The sequence below is a fragment of the Paraburkholderia kirstenboschensis genome, assembly GCF_032806925.1.
In the GTDB taxonomy this organism is placed as follows: Bacteria; Pseudomonadota; Gammaproteobacteria; order Burkholderiales; family Burkholderiaceae; genus Paraburkholderia; species Paraburkholderia kirstenboschensis.
Genome location: NZ_CP136512.1, coordinates 498,765 through 518,485, shown reverse-complemented (window position 1 = coordinate 518,485; position 19,721 = coordinate 498,765). Strand labels below are relative to the sequence as shown.

Below are 19,721 nucleotides of genomic sequence, written 5' to 3'. Positions count from 1 at the left end.
GCACGATGACGGAACAGTCTCATCACATCCCGCCAAACCTTTACAGCAACGGCCACAACGAGCGCAACGTAAAGGCTGACGCATCGTGACCCAGCACTTCGACGTCATCGTGATCGGCGCCGGTCCGGCCGGTCTCCACGCGGCGCTTGCATCGGCGCGCGAAGGCGCGAGCGTCGCGTTGCTCGACGACAACCCGCGCGCCGGCGGCCAGATCTGGCGTCAAGGTCCGGGCCATTCGCAGCATGCGCCGCTGCAAAAGCTGCTCGCCGATCTCAGTCGCCGCAGCAACGTCAAGCATTTCGCATCGACGCGCGTGGTCGCGCCGCTCCCGCCGCGAGGGCTGCTGGTCGAATCGGCGGAACAGGGCGGTCTGTGTCTGACATACGGGCGCCTGATTCTCGCGACCGGTGCGCGCGAGCGCTTGCTGCCATTCGAGGGCTGGACCTTGCCCGGCGTAACCGGCGCGGGCGCGCTGCAAGCGCTGATCAAAGGCGGCATGCCGGTGCGCGGCGAGCGCGTCGTGATCGCCGGCAGCGGCCCGCTGCTGATCGCGGCGCTGGCCACGGCGCGCGCGGCGGGCGCACGGGTGCTCGCGGTTGTCGAACAGGCATCTAGCGTCGATGTGCTGCGCTTTGGCGCGTCGCTGATACGCGAACCCGCCAAGCTGCGGCAAGCCGTGAGCATGTCGCGCGGCTTTGCCGGGGTGCATTACTGGACCGGCAGCATGGTGGAGGCGGCGCACGGGGAGGGCCGCGTCCAACAGGTGACGATCCGGCGCGGGCGTAGCAGCGCGACGCTCGATTGCGAGCGCATCGCGTGCGGCTTTGGACTGGCGCCGAATGTCACGCTTGCCCAGGCGCTCGGCTGTGCAATCGATGAAGCGGGCGGCATTGTCGTCGATGCCGCGCAGTGCACGTCGGTCGACGGCGTGCTCGCGGCCGGCGAATGCACCGGCGTCGGCGGCGCGGAACTGGCGGCAGTCGAAGGCGAGCTCGCGGGCCTGACCGCGAGCGGCGCGACGTCGGATCGCAGCGCACTGCACGTGCAGCGCGAGCGGTGGCGCCGCTTTGCGGCGCGCATCGAAACCGCCTTTGCATTGCAGCCGACCGCGCAGACGCCGCCCGCCGACGACACCCTGCTGTGCCGCTGCGAGGACGTGAGCGTCGGAGAAGTGCGTGTGTTCGACAATTGGCGGGATGGGAAGCTGCATACCCGCTGCGGGATGGGCGCGTGCCAGGGAAAGATATGCGGGCTCGCCGCGAGCGTGTACTTCGGCTGGCCGTCGGCGACGCCGCGGCCACCCTTTAGTCCCGCGCAAATCGGTACGCTGATGGCGGCGGGCGAACACCCGCCGCAGGTGGAATGACTCGCACCGCGCGTCGCCGGCAAGCGGATATTGTCGGCCAACGTGCCGCTTTATAATCGACCGCGCATGCACCGCGAATCGACCGCAAGCCATCCGCCCGGCATGCAGCGCTTACGCCTGTGCTCTCATAAACGGCTCGGACCCACGGGACCCGCACGATGAACACGCTGGCTCATCAGTTTTCACCTGACGAAGCAACGTTGTCCGGCATGCTGTCGCACTTCAGGCAGTTGGAGCCCGTGTTCGACGCGCTGCCCGACGTCGTTTTCTTTGTCAAAGACGCGGACGCGCGCTATGCGCTGGTCAACCGCACGCTGGCTTCGCGTTGCGGTTTCAAGGAGAAGGCCGCGTTGTTGGGCAAGACCGCTGAGGATGTATTCCCACGCCGCTTCGGCCGCATCTACACGGCGCAGGACGAGGGAGTGATCCATGTCGGCAATCAGATGATCGATCAGCTGGAGCTACATCTTTATCCAGGCCGTCAGCCTGGCTGGTGTCTGACCACCAAGCAGCCGTTGCGCGATGCCGCGGGCGTGATCGTGGGGCTTGCCGGCATTTCACGCGATCTCAGAGCGGACGAAAGCAGCCATCCGGCCTATAGCAGGCTCGCCGCGGTGGTGCAGTTCATCCAGGAAAACTATGTGCAGCCGTTGAATCTCAAGCAGTTGGCGGTGATGGCCGACATGTCCGTCGCGCAGTTGGAGCGCTATTTTCACAAGGTGTTTCATCTGACTCCGCGCCAGGTTTTGCTGAAGACACGGCTTGACGCCGCCACGGCACTGCTGGTCTCGCACGACAAGGTCACCGATGTCGCCGCACTATGCGGCTACACGGACCACAGCGCCTTCACGCGTCAGTTCAAGGCGACCGTCGGCGTTACGCCGACCGAATACCGGATGCTGCTGCACGGCACTTCGCGGAGTTGAGCGTCGGCATATGGTTCGCCGTAAGCATCACTACTATGTCTACGTCGTCGCGCTCGACGACAAGGTCTGGAACGAGGCGCGCTTTCGCCGCGCGAATCCGGATTACCGGTTCGACAAGCCGTGCGTGTATGTGGGGATGACCGGGCTTGATCCCGATCTGCGCTTCGACCGGCATAAAGCCGGCATTCAGGCAAATCGCTATGTGCGCGACTATGGCCTGCGCCTGGTGCCCGAGCTGTATGAAGTGTTCAATCCCATGCCGTATCGCGGCGCACAGGAGATGGAAGTGGAACTGGCGATTGGACTACGCGAAGCAGGGTACGGCGTATGGCAGGCGTAAAGCGTGCGCTACTTGACGCCCAGCCCACGCAGCACGGCGTTACCTTCGGGCGTGAGGCGGATGCGCGAGCCGCCCGCTTCGTTCGAGATCGTTTCGATCAGGCCGGCTTCGTGCAGTTGCGGAATCTCGGGTTTGGCCGACGCGTCGATAGGCGCGTGCAGCAGAAGCAGCAACGTCGCCAGTTCGTGATGGCTCAGCAGACGCCGCAGGATGGTCGGACGCCTTGGCGCGGGCGTGTCGTTGGTATTCGGTTCGGGCTGGTTCATGGTGCGCACCTCGTGCGGGGTAGTGTCCGAGGCATCATGCGGACGAAGTCTTAAACGATTCTTAAGACCCATTGTCCTGTAACACCGTGACACGAAGATGGCACCGGCGCACCTTACCAACGCTTGACGGCGGCGCTTTTCGGCCGGCCGGCGCGCAGTCTCGGCTTACGGCGCGCAGGTTTTCCCCGCCGTTTCGATCCACAGATTGTTCACGTGGCGCTTGCCCGCATAGAAACGGTAAGTGGTCGCTCCGTTGTCCCTGCGCACCTTGATGATGTTCGAATCGCCGAAGTCCAGCATCTGGCCTTGCGGGATCGACGTGGATTTGAACGCGGCATCATGGTTAGAAGCCAATTGCGTCAGGCAGGCGACGACATCGTTGACCGAGCGCTGCGTATTGGTGTCCGTGACGGGCTCGCCGGCATCCGGGTTCTTCTGAAAGTAGGCGCAAGCGCTGAGAAGCAGGGGAACTGAAAGGACTACGGCAAACTTCTTCATATCTCTCCTGGCGTTTCGTTCGGCCGGCGGTGGGCGCGGGTTCGGGTTAAAGGCGTCGCGAGCGCGCTGCTCTGGCGTAGCCGCCGGCCCAGCCCATCCGCTTGAACCGCCCGACCCAAGTATCGACGCGGCCGCGCGGCGCGGACCGCGACTCAAGGCGCCATTATATCGGGGCGAAGGCGCCCTCCCGGCGGATGCCGCACGACGCGTGCCCGCACCGTCCCAATCCGCATTGCAATAGATGGGGCGCGACGTTTCGCGATTCGCGTTCGCGGTCCGCGCAACACGCCAGCGAGTGCCGCCTATTTGCGCCGCTGCGCTTGCGCAGCGAGCCGCACCGCCGCGTTGCCCGCGCCGTAGCCGTCGTAACCGCCGCGCCGCTCGACGATCTCCATGAAGAAGCGCTGATCGAGCTGTTCCGTGTAAGCGTGGAAAAACTCGCCTCCGCGTTCATCGCGGTCATAGAGGATATTGTGCTCGCGCAGCGCTTCCAGCATGTCGTCCGGCAGCGCGTAGCGGGCGGCGAGATCGTCGTAGTAATTACGCGGGATGCGCAGCACCGGCAAGCCATCGGCGACGAATTCCGGGATCGCGCTGAAGATGTCGCTCGTGCTGAACGCAACGTGATTCAAACCCGAGCCATGATAGGTATGCAGCGCTTCGGCCACCGCAGTATGGTGATCGACTGAAGCGTTCAGCACCACGCGGACCGAGCCGTCGCGGCTGCGCAGCGCGCGGCTGCGCACAAGGCCATAAGGATCGGGCACGAGCACGCCCGGCTCCGCCTGAAAGCCGAAGGCGGTGCGCAGGAACAGCACCCATGTATCGAGCGAAGTCGCCGGCACGGCGAGGCACACGTGATCGATGCGGGTCAGCGGCCCCACTTCGGCCGGCCCGTTGACATCCGTGAGAACGAAGTCGGCTTCGAACAGCGTGGGCTGATCGGGCGTTTCGTCGACGAAATAATTCAAGCTGCCGTCTGGCGCCTGCACGGCGGGAAGCACGCGTTCGTTGGGGCCGATCTGGCCGGAGAACGGCGCATAGCCGAAGCCGGCGGCGCGCTCGAAAGCCTGATTCGCGTCATTCACACGAAACGCCGACGCGCACAACGACAAGCCGTGCTGCTGGAAGAACGCATTGGCGAACGAATCCGGTTCCGCGTTCAGCACGATCGAAGCGGCACCGTGCTGATACAGCGTCACATCTTTCGAACGATGCTGGCCCGCCTGGCGGAAGCGCAGCTTGCCGAGCCAGTCGGCGAGATGCGCGCGGGTGGTGTCGTCAACTGCGAATTCCAGGAACTGATAGCCGACGTGCGCGGGAGCCGCGGGCGATTCGTACAACTCGCCGACCGGCTGCCGCGCGGCTTGCAGCAACGCACGCGTCTGTTCCTCGAGAAACAGCAGCGAGCGATGGCCGTCCGCGGCCGTGATGCTGGTGGGCGCGGCGCGAAAGCCGTCGTTGAAAATCTCCAGCGAAAGCGGGCCCTTGTAGCCCGTCTTCACGACTTGCGCGGTGAAGTTGGCGACGTCGAAATCGCCCTGACCCGGAAAGCAGCGGTAATGGCGGCTCCATTCCAGCACGTCCATCGCGAGCTTGGGCGCGTCCGCGATCTGCACGAACGCGATGCGCTCGCCCGGAATTTCGGCGATCGCGTCCACCGTATCGTTGAGCGACAACGTGTGAAAGCTGTCGAGCACGAGTCCGAGACTGCGGTGATTCACCGCCTTCACGAGCTTCCAGGCGTGCCGATAAGTCTTGACGTACCGACCCCACGCGAGCGCCTCATAACCGGCGACAACGCCCGCCGCCTCCGCGGCTTCCGCGAGCGCGCCGAGCTGGTCGGTCATTAGCGCATCGTCGCAGATGGTATCCGGCGACACGTTGCTGCATACCAGAATGCGGTCGGTGCCCAGTTCATGCATCACGTCGAATTTGCGTTTCGCGCGGTCCAGATTGCGCGCGAGACGCTCGGCGCTCACGCCGTCGAAATCGCGGAACGGCTGAAACAGCATGATTTTCAGACCGAGATCTTCGGCGATACGCCGCACGTCGGCGGGAGACCCGTCGAAATAGAGCAAGTCGTTCTCGAAGATCTCGACGCCCTCGAAGCCGGCCGCCTGGATCGCGGTCAGCTTCTCTAAGAGGGTACCGCTGATCGATACGGTGGCAATCGAACGTTGCATGAACAGCTCCTGCAAAAACAGTCGGACGGCAATTGCGAGCGCGTGCCGTTGGATCGAACGCGCCATGCCGCTGCGATGTTGCGGTGCGCAAAATGGGCTAGTTCGTTACTCCTGCAGCAAGCGACAGGCCGCAACTGTCCATAGTAAGCGCATTTTCCGACAGTCTATACAAACTAACTAGATGGTACAAATTCGTATAAACCCCGAATGACGGAAGCGGCTCATGCGAGCACACTTCGCTTTACGTTGAGGAGCGTTTTGCGCTTGCCGCGATCCGCTTCATTGTTCGAGTTTGTTGCAACTGCGTTGCATGGGGCGGGAGTAAGCGCTAAAGCGCTAACTCCCGCCGACAGGAGACGATGTCATGAGTTTTGCTTCAGTACTGGTCCTCAATGGACCCAACCTCAATCTGCTCGGCACACGCGAGCCGGCCATCTATGGCTCCGAAACACTCGACGACGTCGCGAAACTTTGCCGCGACGCCGGTGAGCGCCTCGATCTCTCAATCGACTTCTGCCAGTCGAACGCGGAACATCAACTGATCGACTGGCTTCACGCAGCCCGCACCAAGGTCGACGGCATCGTCATCAATCCGGCTGCGTACACGCACACGTCGGTGGCAATCGCCGACGCGCTCAGCGCGATCGAAAAGCCCGTCATCGAAGTGCATATTTCAAACGTGCATCGCCGTGAACCGTTCCGCCATCACTCGTATGTGTCGGCGGTGGCGGATGCAATCATCGTCGGTTGCGGCACGCAGGGCTACGTGCTCGCGCTGGAGCGGATGGCCACCATCCTTAAGAATAGGGCGGCGAAATGAACGTGCCAATGAATGAACAAGCGAATGCAAAAACGAGCGCACAGGCCAGTGCAAATTCTTATCTGGTCGGTCTGATCGGATCGGGCATCGGCGGCTCGCTGAGTCCTGCGATGCACGAGGAGGAGGGCAGTAAGCTCGGCTTGCATTACGTGTACCGCCGCATCGATCTGGAAGCGTTGAAGCTCGACGTAGCAGCGCTGCCCGATCTGCTGGTCGCGGCCGAACGCATGGGCTTCAACGGTTTGAACATAACGTATCCGTGCAAGCAGGCCGTCATTCCGCTACTCGACGAATTGTCCGACGATGCGCGCGCGCTGGGCGCAGTCAACACCGTGCTATTGAAGGACGGCAAACGGATCGGACACAACACGGACTGGTCCGGTTTTGCCCGCGCGTTCCGCCGCGGTTTGCCGGACGTGGCGCTTGACCGGGTGGTGCAACTGGGCGCGGGCGGCGCGGGCGCGGCGGTCGCTCACGCAGCACTCGCAATGGGCGCGCAAACGCTCACGCTGTTCGATGTCGACGCCGCTCGCGCCGCGTCGCTCGCAGCCGAATTGCAAAAGCGCTTTGCAGATCGGACGGTCACTGCCGGCACGTCGCTCGGCGAAACGCTCGCGGCCGCCGACGGCCTGATTCACGCGACGCCGACCGGCATGGCCAAACTGCCGGGACTACCGTTGCCTGCCGAATTGCTGCATAGCGATCTGTGGGTGGCCGACATCGTCTATTTCCCGATTCGCACCGCGCTGTTGCAGGCGGCCGAAGCGCTCGGCTGCCGCACGCTGAGCGGCGGCGGCATGGCGGTGTACCAGGCAGTCGACGCGATGCGCATTTTCACCGGGCTCGAACCCGACGCAGAGCGCGTCTACACGCATTTCCAGTCGTTGCTGGGACGCTAACCGGTAGCGCACACCGGCAAATGACGAACAGACGACCAGATGATCAGTGAGAGGAGACTACAACCCCATGCCGCAATCGATTCAAACCAGATCGGCCGACGCCACGCGTCAGGCCGGCGCAAGCATAAGTGCCAGCACCGCGCGCCGCTCGAACGCGCGTTACCAGATACTGGGGCTGCTGGCCGTCGGCACGATGATCAACTATCTCGACCGCACGGTGCTCGGCATTGCCGCGCCGCAGTTGACCAAAGAACTCGGCATCAACGCCGCGATGATGGGGCTGCTGTTCTCGGTCTTCTCGTGGAGCTACGTTGCCTCTCAGATTCCGGGCGGCCTCTTTCTGGACCGTTTCGGCAGCAAACTCACTTACTTTCTCTCGATGACCTTCTGGTCCCTGTGCACGCTCGCGCAAGGGCTCGTGCACGGCATCGCCGGACTGTTCGTGTTTCGCCTCGGCCTCGGCGTCTCGGAAGCGCCGTGTTTTCCGACCAATAGCCGCGTGGTCGCGACATGGTTCCCGCAGAGCGAACGAGCGATGGCAACGGGCACGTACACCGTCGGCGAATATATCGGCCTCGCGTTTTTCAGCCCGTTCCTGTTCATGCTGATGGGCGCATTCGGCTGGCGTTCGCTGTTCTATGTGGTGGGCGGCGTGGGTATCGTGTTCGGCGCGATCTGGTGGCTCCTGTATCGCGAACCGCGCGATCATCCGTCGGCGAATCAGGCGGAGCTCGACTATATCGAAGCAGGCGGCGGCCTCACGCAGCGTCACAAGGATAGCGGCGCCGCAGCGGCGCCCGCGAAAAGCGGCTTTGAATGGCGCACCATTGGCCGCCTGCTCAAGCACCGTCAATTGACGGGTATCTGTCTCGGCCAGTTCGCCGGCAACTCGACGCTCGTGTTCTTTCTCACGTGGTTCCCGACCTACCTCGCCACCGAACGTCATATGGGCTGGCTGAAGATCGGCTTCTTCGCGATCATGCCGTTCATCGCGGCGTCGATTGGCGTGATGTTCGGCGGGCTCTTCTCCGACTGGCTGCTGCGCCGCGGCAAGTCCGCAAACGTCGCGCGCAAGCTGCCGATCATCGCCGGCCTGCTGCTGGCCTCGACGATCATTCTGGCCAATTATGTGGAGAGCAACGTTGCGGTGATCGCGATCCTGTCAGTCGCATTTTTCGCGCAGGGCATGGCTGCGCTCGGCTGGACGCTGGTGTCGGATATCGCGCCCGATGGGCTGCTCGGCGTGACCGGCGGCATCTTCAACTTCGCGGCGAATCTGGCCGGCATCGTAACGCCGCTCGTGGTCGGCTTTATCGTCGCGGCGACAGGGTCTTTTGTGGGCGCGCTGGTGTTCATCGGCGTGATTGCATTGATTGGCGCGCTGTCGTACATCTTTATCGTCGGCGATATCAAGCGGATCGTGCTGGTGGATTGAGCGCTGGTTCGAGTGCGAAAAAAAGGGACGTGGCGCAGGCCACGTCCCTTTTTCATTGGTCCGCGAAGTGGACTGTAAGAGGCTCGTCAATCTTCCTTGCGCACGAAACGCAGCACTGCATCGACGATCATTGCGCGGTGACGCGCGCGCAATCTGGGATGTGACGGATCGCGCCCAAACGCCGTGCCGAACGTATGACGATTGCCGACGCGATGAAAGCACAGCGAACTGATCAACAGATGCAGGTCGATCGCGTCGACGTCGCTGCGAAACTTGCCCGCCGCGACACCGCGCGCAAGCAGGTCTTCGATTGTGTGAATGACGGTGACGTTGCGGCCTTTGAAGCTCTTGACCTGCTCGACATACTTCGCGCCGTTGATGTTCTCGATCGTGACGAGACGCACGAAATCGCGCTGGCGGTCGTGGTAGTCGAACGTGAATTCGACCAGCGCGCGCATGCCCGCGACGGGGTCGAGTTCGCTGACATGCAGATCCTGTTCGAGCGCGCGAATGTCGCCGTACACCTTCTCCAGCACCGCCTGGTACAACCCTTCCTTGCTGCCGAAGTAGTAGTACAGCATGCGCTTGGTGGTGTTGGTGCGCTCCGCGATTGCATCGACGCGCGCGCCCGTCAGTCCCATCGCGGAGAACTCCTGGGTTGCGACGTCGAGGATATTGCGCTTCGTCTGCTCGGGATCGTACTTGCGTCGGGCGTCGCTACGTCGGGCGTCCTTGCGCGGCGCGTCGGACGGGATGCCGTTGGTATCGGGCTCGGCGGCCTTGCTTCCCTTTTTCATTGTGTATTCGAGCGGCAGTGACCGCGCATTCTAGCATGGCGAAAATGGCCTCTGGCGCGGGGTTTTACGCGTAACAGACGGCATATCGTGGTGGTCTGACGGCCGTTTCGGGCAGGTACCCGGAAGCCGGCCGCATCGACGCGGGGCCGCCTCGGCACGCCGCACCGGCGGCGCCGTAAGCTGTACAGACATAGGCGCGCGCTCGCCGCCGATGCGATGTCTTTTCAGACTGAGCCGCGAGCCCGCTTGCGGCGCGCGGCGAATACGTCGCGCGTTTGCATCGCGGTGTACGTCAGTTGCGCGGCGGCGAGACCGAGTGCGCCATAGGCGGGCGTAAGGCCGAACTCGGCGAATGCCTCCGGAACCGGACGCTCGCCCGCAATCGCCGCGGCCAGCAGTTCGCCGGACACGGTGGTCGGTGCCATGCCATGTCCGCCAAAGCCGACCGCATGCCAGACGCCGTCCGCGCTGCGACCGATCTGCGGCATCTTGTGGCGCGCATAGCTCATGAGGCCGCCCCACGCGTAGTCGACGCGCACGTCGTGCAATTGCGGGTACACCTTCAGCAGATCGCGCCTCAGTAATCGGGCGATGACCTCCGGCGCGCGGTCGCGCACCGAGATGCGTCCGCCCCAGAGGATCCGCGTGTCGGGCAGCGGCCGGTAATAGTCGAACGCGAAACGGGTGTCGTAGACGGCCGCGCGCGTGCCGATCGCATCGTGAAGTCGCGCGCCGAGTGGCTCGGTCGCCATCACATACGTGGCGATGGGCAGCACCGCGCGCTCCACCCTCGCGTAGACGTTGCGTGCGTATCCGCCGCCCGCGATCACGACGTGCCGCGCGTCGACGACGCCTTGCGGCGTGTGCAGAACAAAGCCCGCGCCGTCGCGCTGCAAACGCACGACGGGCGACTGCTCGTGAATCCTCACGCCGGCGCTAGCTGCTGCATCGGCCACGCCAAGCACGTATTTCAGCGGATGAAAATGAAACGCGTTGCGCTCGAACAGGCCGCCGTGATAACGGCGCGTTTTCAGTTGCGATGCAAGTTGCTCGGCTGCCACCGGTTCCCAGTCGACGCCGAATGAATCCAGCATGAGACGCCGCTGAGCTTCGAGCCGCGCGGGTTCGTCGAACCAGTTCGCGAGGATTACGCCGGCGTCGGTGACATCGCAATCTATGCGGTAACGCGCAAGACGCGCCCGCATCAGATCGACGGCGTTGGTGGGGAGCGCGTAGAGCTCGCGCGCGCGAGCCGCGCCGAGCGTTTTCAGCAGATCGGCACAATCGAGGCTGTAGCCGCCGAACACAAAGCCGCCATTGCGCCCGGACGCACCATAGCCGACCTGCCGCGCTTCGAGCACGGCGACGTTCTTCACGCCTCGCTCAGCGAGACCTAGCGCCGTCGACAGCCCCGCGAGTCCGCCGCCGACAATGCACACGTTCGCACTATGTCGCCCGGCGAGCGGCGCATAGGCAGACGAGCGTGTCACGGTGGCTTCGTAAAAACTTTCCATGGCGGCTAGCGTAGCGGCAATCGCGTGTCCGCGTCCAGCCGCGCGCCGCTTCGGCCTTATATCGCGCCGCTATTGCCTCCGCTATTGCCTCTAATGAGCCCAGCGCAGCACCAGCGGATCGAGCCGTCGCGCGACTTTCAGCAATCCCTCGCGCGTGGCCGGATGCATTGCCGGCAACGGATGACGTACCGCGTCGGAGCGAATCACGCCGCCTTCCTTCATCAGCGCCTTGCACGATGCGAGGCCGCCCTGGCGGTTCTCGCAGTTGATCAGTGGCAGCCACTGCTGATAGTGAGCGGCGGCGGCTTCGGTGTCGCCGGCCGCATAGGCGTCGACAATCAGCCGGATACCGTCGGCATAACCGCCGCCTGTCATCGAACCGGTTGCGCCTGCATCGAGATCGGCCATCAGCGTAATTGCTTCCTCACCGTCCCACGGTCCCACGATCGCGTCGCCGCCTAACTGAATGAGCTCGCGCAGCTTGTTAGCCGCTTGCGGCACTTCGATCTTGAAGTACGACACGTGTTCGATCTCATTGGCCATGCGGGCGAGAAACGGCGCGGACAACGGCGTGCCGCTGACCGGCGCGTCCTGAATCATGATTGGAATATCGATCGCGTCGGACACTGTGCGGTAAAACTCTTCAATGCCACGCTCGCCGATGCGGATCGTTGCGCCGTGATACGGCGGCATGATCATGACCATCGCGGCGCCCGCTGCTTGCGCGCGGCGGCTACGTTCCGCGCATTGATGCGAACTGAAATGCGTGGTCGTGACGATAACGGGTACGCGGCCTGCAACATGTTCGAGCACGACGTGCATCAGCGTCTCACGCTCTTCGTCGGAAAGGGCGAACTGCTCGGAGAAGTTCGCGAGAATGCACAGACCATTCGAGCCCGCGTCGATCATGAAGTCGATGCAGCGCTTCTGGCCTTCCAGGTCGAGCTGACCGGCGTCGTCGAAAATGGTGGGCGCAACGGGGAACACGCCGCGCATTGCCGCGGTATTAACGGGTCGAGTCATGATGTGGGCGCTCTGGGAAGTAATGAGGCGGTGGGAGTGTCTCTGTCGATCGTAATTCGCGCTTCAGGCGCGATAAGCGCGATAAGCGGTCTCATGGTGCCTATTACCGCCGACTATACGGCTGCGCGGCACACAGGTATATTGAATTGTTTCCATCCTATGATCGCTTTTACGACTCACCCGACGTTTCCATGAAAAATACGTTGAATGTTTTGCTGGGCAAACTGCGCATGAAGCAACTGCAATTGCTGATCGCGCTCGACGACCAGAAGTCGTTGCACAAAGCGGCGGGCATCATGTCCATGACCCAATCGGCCGCAAGCAAAGCATTGCAGGAACTCGAATCCATGTTCGAGGCGCCGCTTTTCGAGCGCTCGAAAAGCGGCATGATCCCGAACCAGCTCGGGCATTGCGTGATCCGCTACGCTCGCCTCGTGGCGACAGATCTCGCCGCGCTGTGTCAGGACGTCGCCGAAATTCGCTCGGGGCACGGCGGGCGCCTCGCGATCGGCGCGATCATGGGCGCGATTCCGGAATGCGTGATTCCGGCCATCAACCAACTGCATGCGCGGCAGCCGAACCTTTCTATCGAAGTGGTGGAGGACACGAGTGCGCGCATGCTCGCCCAACTCGACGACGGCCGCCTCGATCTCGTGATCGGCCGGGCCGCCGTGGCTGCGGATCCGTCGAAATACCAGTATCGTCCGCTCGCCGACGAGCCGTTGTCCGTCGTGGTCGGGTACGGTCATCCAGCGCTGCCGCGAAAGGAAGTCCAACTGGGCGACCTGGCGGATCACCGTTGGGTGGTGTATCCATCGCATATGCCGTTGCATGCGCTGCTCGAACGCGAAATGGATCTTGCGGGGTTGGCTATGCCCGATAACCCGATCTCCACTGCATCCACTTTCGTCACCGTCGCGCTGCTGCAAAGCAGTGCGGATCTGGTGTCGTTGTTGCCGACCGCCATTGCCGACATGTTTATTCGGCAAAAAATGCTGCGCCTCGTGCCGGTCGAGCTTAAGTCGCCTTCGCAAACGTTCGGGGTCGTGACGCGTAAAGGCGGCGTGCTGTCGCCGCCGGCGGAGCGCTTCGTCGAATTGCTGCGGCAGCAGACGCGAGTGCAGGAGAACGTGCCGGAAAAAGCCGGCCCGTCAAAACGTGCGCCGACGTCGGCGCCTACTCATGCGCCAACGCCAAAGCGCAAACTCGCCCGTGCAGCCGCAAAGCGAAAACTTGCCTGAGTCAGCGGTTTTTCAGAATACGAGAAGACGTCGAATATCGCACGGCAATTCGCGCTTTGCTATGTTCTTGCGCGGGGTGTTGTAGCGGCGACACTGGGGGTAAATCCGCACCAATTGCGCGTGCGCCCGCGCGCTACACTGCTTCGAGGGGCGTCGGATTGAAAAGGCTGGCGCCCGTTCGGGGAGAGCAGTCATGAATCGGCCATCGGTTCGGTTTCCGCTTCGCGCCACCGGCACCGCTTCGGTCCGCAAGTGGTTCAAATGGGCGCTGGCGGCGGCGTTGTTGTTAGGGTTGGCGTGGGTCGCGCGCTTGTGCCAGCTGGAAATAGAAACTTCCCGGCTGCAGGCCCACTACCTCTCCGAACTCACACGCGACGTCGGCTTTTCTGTCGACGATGGTCCGAGCCATTCCATCCGTTTTCCCGAGGCGGACAAAGGTCCGTACGACACCCGCCTGGGCTACGCACTGCTGCCGTCAATGCAGCAGCGCTTGCTGCAGCGCGGCTTCGAAGTCACCGCTCAGGCGCGCGATTCGGAGCGCATGCTTTCGCTCGCGGATAGAAGCCTTTTCTTGCCGTACGCCGAGAAGGACCAAGCCGGCTTGCAACTGTTCGACGGCACCGGCGCACCTCTTTTTAGCGCGAGTTTTCCGGGGCGCGTGTACGACAGCTTCGAGGCGATCCCGCCTGTCATCGTCAACTCGCTTCTGTTTATCGAAGACCGCTATCTGCTCGATCCGGATCAACCGAACCGCAATCCCGCCATTGATTGGGGTCGCTTTAGCCGCGCGCTGGCTGATCAGGGCGCACGCGTATTCAACCATCACCAGGCGGCGCCCGGCGGCAGCACGCTCGCCACGCAGATCGAAAAATTCCGCCACTCCGCGGGCGGCCGCACCGCGACGCCGCCGGAGAAGCTGCGGCAGATTGCGTCCGCTTCGGTACGTGCCTATCTGAACGGGCCGCAGACCATGCCTGCGCGTCGGCAGATCGTCGTGCACTATCTGAACTCGGTCCCCCTCGCGGCGCAACCCGGCGTCGGTGAAATCAGCGGCATGGGTGACGGTCTCGCCGCGTGGTACGGCCGCGATTTCGCGGATGTGAACCGGATACTGAACGCGCCTTCAACCACAGAGAACTTGCCGCAGCAAGGCGAGGCATTCCGTCAGGTGCTTTCTCTGATGATCGCGCAGCGCGCGCCGTCGCATTTCCTGCATCGCGGTTATGCCGAACTCGAACGATTGACCGACAGTTATTTGCGGCTGCTCGCGAACGGCGGCGTGATTTCCGTCGCGTTGCGCGATGCGGCGCTTTCTGCAACGGTCGATTTGCACCGCGCGGGCAAACCGGCTGAAAACGCCGGCTCGTTCGTGTCGCGCAAAGCCGTCACGTCGATGCGCTCGAACCTGCTCGCGGCGCTCGGCATTCCGAGCTTTTACGAACTCGACCGGCTGGATCTGCAAGCCACCGGCACGCTGAACAATGCGGTGCAGCAGGCCGTGAGCGAACGGCTTGCCGCTGCCGCGACACGCGACGGCGCGAAGGCCGCGGGCCTAGTCGGCTTCGAAATGCTGCGCGCATCTGATGATCCGTCGAAAATCGCCTACAGCTTTACGCTATTCGAGCGCCGCGACGGAGCGAATCTCGTGCGTGTGCAAACGGACAGCGTGAACCAGCCGTTCGACATCAATTCCGGTGCGCGTTTAAATCTCGGGTCCACTGCAAAACTGCGTACGGTGGTGACGTATTTGCAGATCGTGTCCCAGTTGCATGCACGTTACGCTGCTCGCAGCGCGGCGGAGCTGAAAGCCATCAAGCCCGATCCGAGCGATCAATTGACACGCTGGGCGCTGGACTATCTCTCGCACACCAAGGATCGCTCGCTGCAATCCATGCTCGATGCGGCCGTGGAGCGCAAGTACTCCGCGAGTCCCGGCGAAACCTTCTACACAGGCGGCGGCGCGCAGACCTTCAACAACTTCGAATCCGACGACAACGGCCGCATTCTTACGATTCGTCGCGCGTTCCAGCATTCGGTGAATCTGGTATTCGTGCGGTTGATGCGCGACATCGTCCACTACGAGATGGTGCAAACCACTGGACCGTCGTCGCAATGGCTCGGCGATCCGGCGATCCGCAAGATGTATTTGACGCGTTTCGCCGATCAGGAAAGCCGCGTGTACATGAATCGTTTCTACACGAAGTATCACGGCAAAACTCGCGAGCAGGCATTGGCGCTGCTGCTGCTCGGTGTGCGCAAATCGCCGCCAAAGGTCGCCACGGTATTGCGCAGCGTCGCGCCCGACGAGTCCAACGCATCGTTCAACCTGAGAATGCGCGCCGCGCTGAAAAATACGCCGGCCGCTTCCGTGCTCGACGACGAAGACCTCGCGAACCTTTACGCGAAGTACGGAATCGACCGCTTCAATCTGAACGATCGTGGCTACATCGCGAGTGTGCATCCGCTCGAACTATGGACGCTCAACTATCTGCGCGAACATCCGAACGCCACGCTCAACGACATCCAGAACGCAAGCAGCGATGTGCGTCTCTCGACCTACTCGTGGCTCTTCAAGACGCGCTATCACGCGACGCAGGATCGCCGCATCAAACGCATGGTCGAACTGCGCGCGTACGACACAATCGGCAAGTCGTGGCAGGCGCTCGGCTATCCGTTTGCAACGCTTACGCCTTCGTATGCCGCTGCAATCGGCGCATCCGGTGACAGACCCGCAGCGCTTGCACAACTGATCGGCCTGATCGCAAACGACGGCAACAAGGTGCCGACCGAGAGCCTCACGCAACTGGACTTTGCGAAAGACACGCCGTACGAAACGCATTTCCGGCGCGCGGCAGTCACTCCGCAACAGCAGCTTTCGCCTGAAATTGCGGGGATCGTCAAAGGTATGTTGCGCGATGTCGTGACGGGCGGCACGGCGCGGCGTCTCGCGCAGGGCATTACATTCCCGGACGGCCGGACCATGGAGGTGTACGGCAAGACAGGTACGGGCGATCAGCGCTTTAACGTATTCGCCAAAGGCGCGCGCCTCATTGAATCGCGCAAGGTGAATCGCAGCGCGACATTTGTATTCGCCATCGGCGACCGCTTTTACGGCACGCTGACCGCGTGGGTGCACGAACCTTACGCGGCCCACTACGAATTCACCAGTGCGCTTTCGGTGCAACTGCTGAAGTCGATGGCGCCCGCGTTGCAGCCCTTGCTCGAATCTGCGCCTGCAAAGACCGCGTCTGTTTCTGTGGAGAAGGTCGCGGCGCACTGATGCAGCCGTGGCACATCAATATGCGGCTTCTGTCGCAGGTTTGAGAAACAGCTCGTGCACCGGCGCGAAGTGCGCATAAAGCGGCAAAATTGCGCCACCCATTGCACGCGCGTCGGCGCCAATTGCGCCTTCCAATAGTTGCGGGCGCACCATGCCTTCCCATTCGAATCGGTCCAGCACGCGCTCCGTGCGGCGAATGATTTCGCGCACCATTTGCCGGTCCAGCTCGCCGTCGATCACGACCGCTTCGAGGTCCAGCAACGCGGCGGCGTTGGTGAGCGCGTTGGCGATCGCAGGGCACGCGCTATCGAGCCATTCCTCGGTATGCCGCCACATTTCCGGCGACAGCGCGCGATGATCGTGCGCGGCGGCTGCCGGTTTTCCCGCATCGCTCAACAGGCGTTCGAGTACGAAACCGGAGGCCGCGTGCAACAGTTGCCGCGCAGGTTTGCGCGCTCCGCCGTCGCGCAGCGGAATAGAGCCGACCGCGCCGGCGTTGTCGTGCGGCCCGCCATGCAGGCGGCCGTCGATAACGAGCCCGCCGCCAATGAACGTGCCGACGAACAGATACAGAAAATTGTGAATGCCGCGCCCTTGGCCCATCACGAGTTCTGCGGCGCACGCGGCTGTGGTGTCCTTCGCGAACTCAACCGGTAGCCCCGTCATGGTCGCGATGCGCGAGCGCAAGTCGATCTCGTGCCAAGCGTCGAGCGCGTCGGGCGGCGCGCCGAGAAAGTCGCGCCAGCCGCCGAGCCACAACGGCGCGGCCACGCCCACCCCGACCACTTTGCTCGCGTTCGCGCCGAGCGCCTGATTCACGCGCGCGAGTTTGCTTTCGAGCGCGGGAAACAGCGTGCGCGGATCCGGGTACGGATACTCGAACACATCGCGACATACCACGCGGCCGGCGAAATCCATCGCCAGTACGTCGAGACTGCGGCGGCCTACCTTGATGCCGATCGTATATGCGCCGTCCGCGCGCAACGCGATCGGCACCGACGGCTGGCCGATCCTGCCGCGCACTCGAGCCTGCTTTTCCAGCAGGCCATCGTCGATCAGGCGATCGACGATCATCGACACCGTCTGCATTGAAAGACGCGTGAGACGGCCCACGTCGGCCTTCGGCAACGGTCCATGCAGACGGATTGTCTGCAGCACGATGCGCTCGTTGAATTGCCGCATGCCGCCCTGGTTCGAGCCGACAGTGCGTTTGAGGGGCGGGCGCACGCCTGTGGTGTCCATGCTCATGAGCCCCTCAGCGATGTGATTGCATCATGCAATCGCCTTGACGTCGGCCTCTTTTGCGCCAGTCATGATCGCAACGGCCTCCGACATATGCACGTCTTTCGTATTGACGAGCGCGGCGCGCCGGCCAAGCCGCTGAATGTGGATGCGGTCCGCCACTTCGAATACGTGCGGCATGTTATGGCTGATGAGAATCACCGGCAGCCCGCGGTCGCGCACGCGGCGAATCAGTTCGAGCACCATGTTGCCTTCCTTCACGCCGAGCGCGGCGGTGGGCTCGTCGAGAATCACCACGTGCCGCGCGAATGCCGCGCTGCGCGCGACGGCAACCCCTTGGCGCTGACCGCCGGAGAGCGTTTCGACCGCCTGACGCATCGAGCGAATGCCGATTTGCAGGTCCTTCATGTGGGCGGTCGCTTCCTCCAGCATGCGGCGCTTGTCGATCATCTTGAAGATCGAACCGCGCCAGCCGGGCTTGACCAACTCGCGCGCGAGAAACAGATTTTCGGCAATGCTCATGGCCGGCGCGACCGCCAGTTCCTGATATACGGTCTCGATGCCTTGCGCGCGTGCATCGAGCGGACTGCGAAATTTGACGGGCTTGCCGTCGAGCAGAATCTCGCCTTCGTCCGGCACCGTCGCGCCGGAAAGTGCCTTGATCAACGAGGATTTCCCGGCGCCGTTGTCGCCGATCACTGCGAGAATCTCGCCGGGCAGCACTTCGAAGTCGCAGCCGTCGAGCGCGGTCACATTGCCATAACGTTTGACGAGGCCACGCGCCTGCAGTACGGGCATCGCGGCGGAAGCGGAAGTAGGTGTCGACATGACGGGCTCCTGTCGGCCTGAGTTAGCCAAAGCGCTCACTCAGGCTACATGCAAAAAGGTTGCGATTGAGTGCTCAACCGCGGCGATGAGAGAGTTTGTCCGCGGCCACCGCGAGAATCACCAGCATGCCGGTGATCAATACCTGGTAAACCGAAGAAACGCCGATCAGGGTCAAGCCGTTGCGGAACACGCCGACAATCAGCGCGCCGAGCAGCGTCCCCGCAATAGACCCGCGTCCGCCGAAGAGACTCGTGCCGCCGAGCACGACCGCCGTGATGCTATCGAGGTTCTCCGTTTGGCCCGCTTGCGGATCGCCCACGCCGGTGCGCGACACCGACAACAACGCAGCAATGCCGTACATCGCGCCGGCCAGCGTGTAGACGGTCAGCAGGATCTTCTGCGACGACAAACCCATCAGCCGCGCGGCCTCGGCGTTATTGCCGAGTGCATATAGATGGCGGCCGGGAACCGTGTCGCGCAAGACGAACCATGTGGCCAGATACATCAGCAACGTGAGGACGGTGCCGTAAGTGACGTCGGCGGGTCCAAGCCTGAATGTGTTGCCGAAGAACATGATTGCGTCCGGCAGATTCGACACGCTTTCCGCATTCGAATAGATCTGCGTGAGCGCGAACGCAATGTTCAGCGTGCCGAGCGTGACGATGAACGCCGGCAATTTGATGCGCGTAATGAGCACGCCGTTAAGCATGCCGAACAATGTGCTCGCGCCGATACCGCACAGAATCGCGAGTGCGGGCGGCAGGCCCAGCGTCACCGCGAACTTCGTCATGATGATGGAGCCGAACGCCATCACCATGCCGCAGGAGAGATCGATGCCGCCCGTCAGCACAATGAGCGTCTGGCCGATTGCGATCACTGCGACGACCATCGTCTGTTGAAGGATCAGCGAGAGGTTCTGGAACGACAGGAAACGGCTGCTCTGCGAAATGAAGAAAGCGCAGGCCAGCACGAGCGCAATGAGCGGCCCGACTTCGGCAAGCGACGGCAGACGGTCGGAGAAATGGCGCGGATGGCCCGCGGGAGCGGAAGGAGTCGACAT

At 62.8% G+C, this 19,721-nt stretch carries 17 protein-coding genes; 8 read left to right on the top strand and 9 right to left on the bottom strand.

Translation table 11 applies throughout. The features are described 5' to 3' along the window. The first annotated feature begins 85 nt into the window (after window positions 1–85). The 3 genes from RW095_RS11025 (at window position 86) to RW095_RS11015 (ending at window position 2,632) form a co-directional block, all read left to right on the top strand. Window positions 86–1,366, top strand: a complete 1,281-nt coding sequence (locus RW095_RS11025; protein WP_317019048.1) for an FAD-dependent oxidoreductase — start codon at window positions 86–88, stop codon at window positions 1,364–1,366. A 158-nt stretch (window positions 1,367–1,524) separates the two neighbouring features. Next, window positions 1,525–2,292, top strand: a complete 768-nt coding sequence (locus RW095_RS11020; RefSeq protein WP_128591046.1) for an AraC family transcriptional regulator — start codon at window positions 1,525–1,527, stop codon at window positions 2,290–2,292. Window positions 2,293–2,302: 10 nt separating this feature from the next. After that, a complete protein-coding gene (locus RW095_RS11015; RefSeq protein WP_027777611.1) occupies window positions 2,303–2,632 on the top strand; it encodes a hypothetical protein in 330 nt (109 codons plus the stop codon). A gap of 8 nt (window positions 2,633–2,640) precedes the next feature. On the opposite strand, the gene RW095_RS11010 is transcribed toward RW095_RS11015, so the two are convergent. From RW095_RS11010 to RW095_RS11000, 3 genes are all read right to left on the bottom strand, one after another. After that, window positions 2,641–2,898 (bottom strand): hypothetical protein, encoded by a 258-nt coding sequence (locus RW095_RS11010; protein WP_128596480.1) that lies wholly within the window; start codon window positions 2,896–2,898, stop codon window positions 2,641–2,643. Between the two features lie 165 nt (window positions 2,899–3,063). After that, window positions 3,064–3,396, bottom strand: a complete 333-nt coding sequence (locus RW095_RS11005; protein ID WP_317019044.1) for a hypothetical protein — start codon at window positions 3,394–3,396, stop codon at window positions 3,064–3,066. A 302-nt stretch (window positions 3,397–3,698) separates the two neighbouring features. Beyond that, window positions 3,699–5,582 carry a bifunctional sugar phosphate isomerase/epimerase/4-hydroxyphenylpyruvate dioxygenase family protein gene (locus tag RW095_RS11000; protein ID WP_317019042.1) on the bottom strand — a complete coding sequence of 628 codons (1,884 nt, stop codon included), beginning with the start codon at window positions 5,580–5,582 and terminating at the stop codon, window positions 3,699–3,701. 364 nt (window positions 5,583–5,946) lie between these two features. Between RW095_RS11000 and aroQ the strand changes: the two genes are divergently transcribed. The 3 genes from aroQ to RW095_RS10985 all read left to right on the top strand — a co-directional run bounded on the left by aroQ (window position 5,947) and on the right by RW095_RS10985 (window position 8,736). Beyond that, window positions 5,947–6,402: a type II 3-dehydroquinate dehydratase gene (gene aroQ / locus RW095_RS10995; RefSeq protein ID WP_128591049.1), complete on the top strand. Its 456-nt coding sequence runs from the start codon at window positions 5,947–5,949 to the stop codon at window positions 6,400–6,402. Window positions 6,403–6,410: 8 nt separating this feature from the next. Further along, window positions 6,411–7,301, top strand: coding sequence for a shikimate dehydrogenase (locus RW095_RS10990; RefSeq protein WP_317019041.1), 891 nt, complete (start codon window positions 6,411–6,413; stop codon window positions 7,299–7,301). A gap of 67 nt (window positions 7,302–7,368) precedes the next feature. After that, on the top strand, window positions 7,369–8,736 hold the full coding sequence (locus RW095_RS10985) for an MFS transporter (RefSeq protein ID WP_317019040.1): 1,368 nt from the start codon (window positions 7,369–7,371) through the stop codon (window positions 8,734–8,736). An 86-nt stretch (window positions 8,737–8,822) separates the two neighbouring features. On the opposite strand, the gene RW095_RS10980 is transcribed toward RW095_RS10985, so the two are convergent. The 3 genes from RW095_RS10980 to RW095_RS10970 all read right to left on the bottom strand — a co-directional run bounded on the left by RW095_RS10980 (window position 8,823) and on the right by RW095_RS10970 (window position 12,070). Next, window positions 8,823–9,533 carry a TetR/AcrR family transcriptional regulator gene (locus RW095_RS10980; protein ID WP_317019039.1) on the bottom strand — a complete coding sequence of 237 codons (711 nt, stop codon included), beginning with the start codon at window positions 9,531–9,533 and terminating at the stop codon, window positions 8,823–8,825. Window positions 9,534–9,757: 224 nt separating this feature from the next. Further along, window positions 9,758–11,047 carry an NAD(P)/FAD-dependent oxidoreductase gene (locus tag RW095_RS10975; protein WP_317019038.1) on the bottom strand — a complete coding sequence of 430 codons (1,290 nt, stop codon included), beginning with the start codon at window positions 11,045–11,047 and terminating at the stop codon, window positions 9,758–9,760. 90 nt (window positions 11,048–11,137) lie between these two features. Then, window positions 11,138–12,070 carry a dihydrodipicolinate synthase family protein gene (locus tag RW095_RS10970; protein ID WP_317019037.1) on the bottom strand — a complete coding sequence of 311 codons (933 nt, stop codon included), beginning with the start codon at window positions 12,068–12,070 and terminating at the stop codon, window positions 11,138–11,140. Window positions 12,071–12,261: 191 nt separating this feature from the next. On the opposite strand from RW095_RS10970, the gene RW095_RS10965 reads away from it, so the two are divergent. After that, entirely contained in the window at window positions 12,262–13,311 is a 1,050-nt protein-coding gene (locus RW095_RS10965) for a LysR family transcriptional regulator (RefSeq protein WP_317019035.1), read from the top strand. A gap of 193 nt (window positions 13,312–13,504) precedes the next feature. After that, a complete protein-coding gene (locus tag RW095_RS10960) occupies window positions 13,505–16,591 on the top strand; it encodes a transglycosylase domain-containing protein (RefSeq protein WP_317019034.1) in 3,087 nt (1,028 codons plus the stop codon). Between the two features lie 15 nt (window positions 16,592–16,606). Here RW095_RS10960 and RW095_RS10955 read toward each other — a convergent pair whose 3' ends face one another. The 3 genes from RW095_RS10955 to RW095_RS10945 all read right to left on the bottom strand — a co-directional run bounded on the left by RW095_RS10955 (window position 16,607) and on the right by RW095_RS10945 (window position 19,721). After that, on the bottom strand, window positions 16,607–17,833 hold the full coding sequence (locus RW095_RS10955; RefSeq protein ID WP_128586418.1) for an ROK family transcriptional regulator: 1,227 nt from the start codon (window positions 17,831–17,833) through the stop codon (window positions 16,607–16,609). 30 nt (window positions 17,834–17,863) lie between these two features. Continuing rightward, window positions 17,864–18,661: an ATP-binding cassette domain-containing protein gene (locus RW095_RS10950; RefSeq protein ID WP_128586414.1), complete on the bottom strand. Its 798-nt coding sequence runs from the start codon at window positions 18,659–18,661 to the stop codon at window positions 17,864–17,866. A 73-nt stretch (window positions 18,662–18,734) separates the two neighbouring features. Further along, entirely contained in the window at window positions 18,735–19,721 is a 987-nt protein-coding gene (locus RW095_RS10945) for an ABC transporter permease (RefSeq protein ID WP_128586413.1), read from the bottom strand.

What these genes read in the sequence shown, in the direction of transcription:
- RW095_RS11020 (WP_128591046.1), top strand. Translation starts at nt 1,525, where the DNA reads ATGAACACGCTGGCTCATCAGTTTTCACCTGACGAAGCAACGTTGTCC.
- RW095_RS11015 (WP_027777611.1), top strand. Translation starts at nt 2,303, where the DNA reads ATGGTTCGCCGTAAGCATCACTACTATGTCTACGTCGTCGCGCTCGAC.
- RW095_RS11010 (WP_128596480.1), bottom strand. Translation starts at nt 2,898, where the DNA reads ATGAACCAGCCCGAACCGAATACCAACGACACGCCCGCGCCAAGGCGT.
- RW095_RS11005 (WP_317019044.1), bottom strand. Translation starts at nt 3,396, where the DNA reads ATGAAGAAGTTTGCCGTAGTCCTTTCAGTTCCCCTGCTTCTCAGCGCT.
- RW095_RS11000 (WP_317019042.1), bottom strand. Translation starts at nt 5,582, where the DNA reads ATGCAACGTTCGATTGCCACCGTATCGATCAGCGGTACCCTCTTAGAG.
- aroQ (WP_128591049.1), top strand. Translation starts at nt 5,947, where the DNA reads ATGAGTTTTGCTTCAGTACTGGTCCTCAATGGACCCAACCTCAATCTG.
- RW095_RS10990 (WP_317019041.1), top strand. Translation starts at nt 6,411, where the DNA reads ATGAATGAACAAGCGAATGCAAAAACGAGCGCACAGGCCAGTGCAAAT.
- RW095_RS10985 (WP_317019040.1), top strand. Translation starts at nt 7,369, where the DNA reads ATGCCGCAATCGATTCAAACCAGATCGGCCGACGCCACGCGTCAGGCC.
- RW095_RS10980 (WP_317019039.1), bottom strand. Translation starts at nt 9,533, where the DNA reads ATGAAAAAGGGAAGCAAGGCCGCCGAGCCCGATACCAACGGCATCCCG.
- RW095_RS10975 (WP_317019038.1), bottom strand. Translation starts at nt 11,047, where the DNA reads ATGGAAAGTTTTTACGAAGCCACCGTGACACGCTCGTCTGCCTATGCG.
- RW095_RS10970 (WP_317019037.1), bottom strand. Translation starts at nt 12,070, where the DNA reads ATGACTCGACCCGTTAATACCGCGGCAATGCGCGGCGTGTTCCCCGTT.
- RW095_RS10965 (WP_317019035.1), top strand. Translation starts at nt 12,262, where the DNA reads ATGAAAAATACGTTGAATGTTTTGCTGGGCAAACTGCGCATGAAGCAA.
- RW095_RS10960 (WP_317019034.1), top strand. Translation starts at nt 13,505, where the DNA reads ATGAATCGGCCATCGGTTCGGTTTCCGCTTCGCGCCACCGGCACCGCT.
- RW095_RS10955 (WP_128586418.1), bottom strand. Translation starts at nt 17,833, where the DNA reads ATGGACACCACAGGCGTGCGCCCGCCCCTCAAACGCACTGTCGGCTCG.
- RW095_RS10950 (WP_128586414.1), bottom strand. Translation starts at nt 18,661, where the DNA reads ATGTCGACACCTACTTCCGCTTCCGCCGCGATGCCCGTACTGCAGGCG.
- RW095_RS10945 (WP_128586413.1), bottom strand. Translation starts at nt 19,721, where the DNA reads ATGTCGACTCCTTCCGCTCCCGCGGGCCATCCGCGCCATTTCTCCGAC.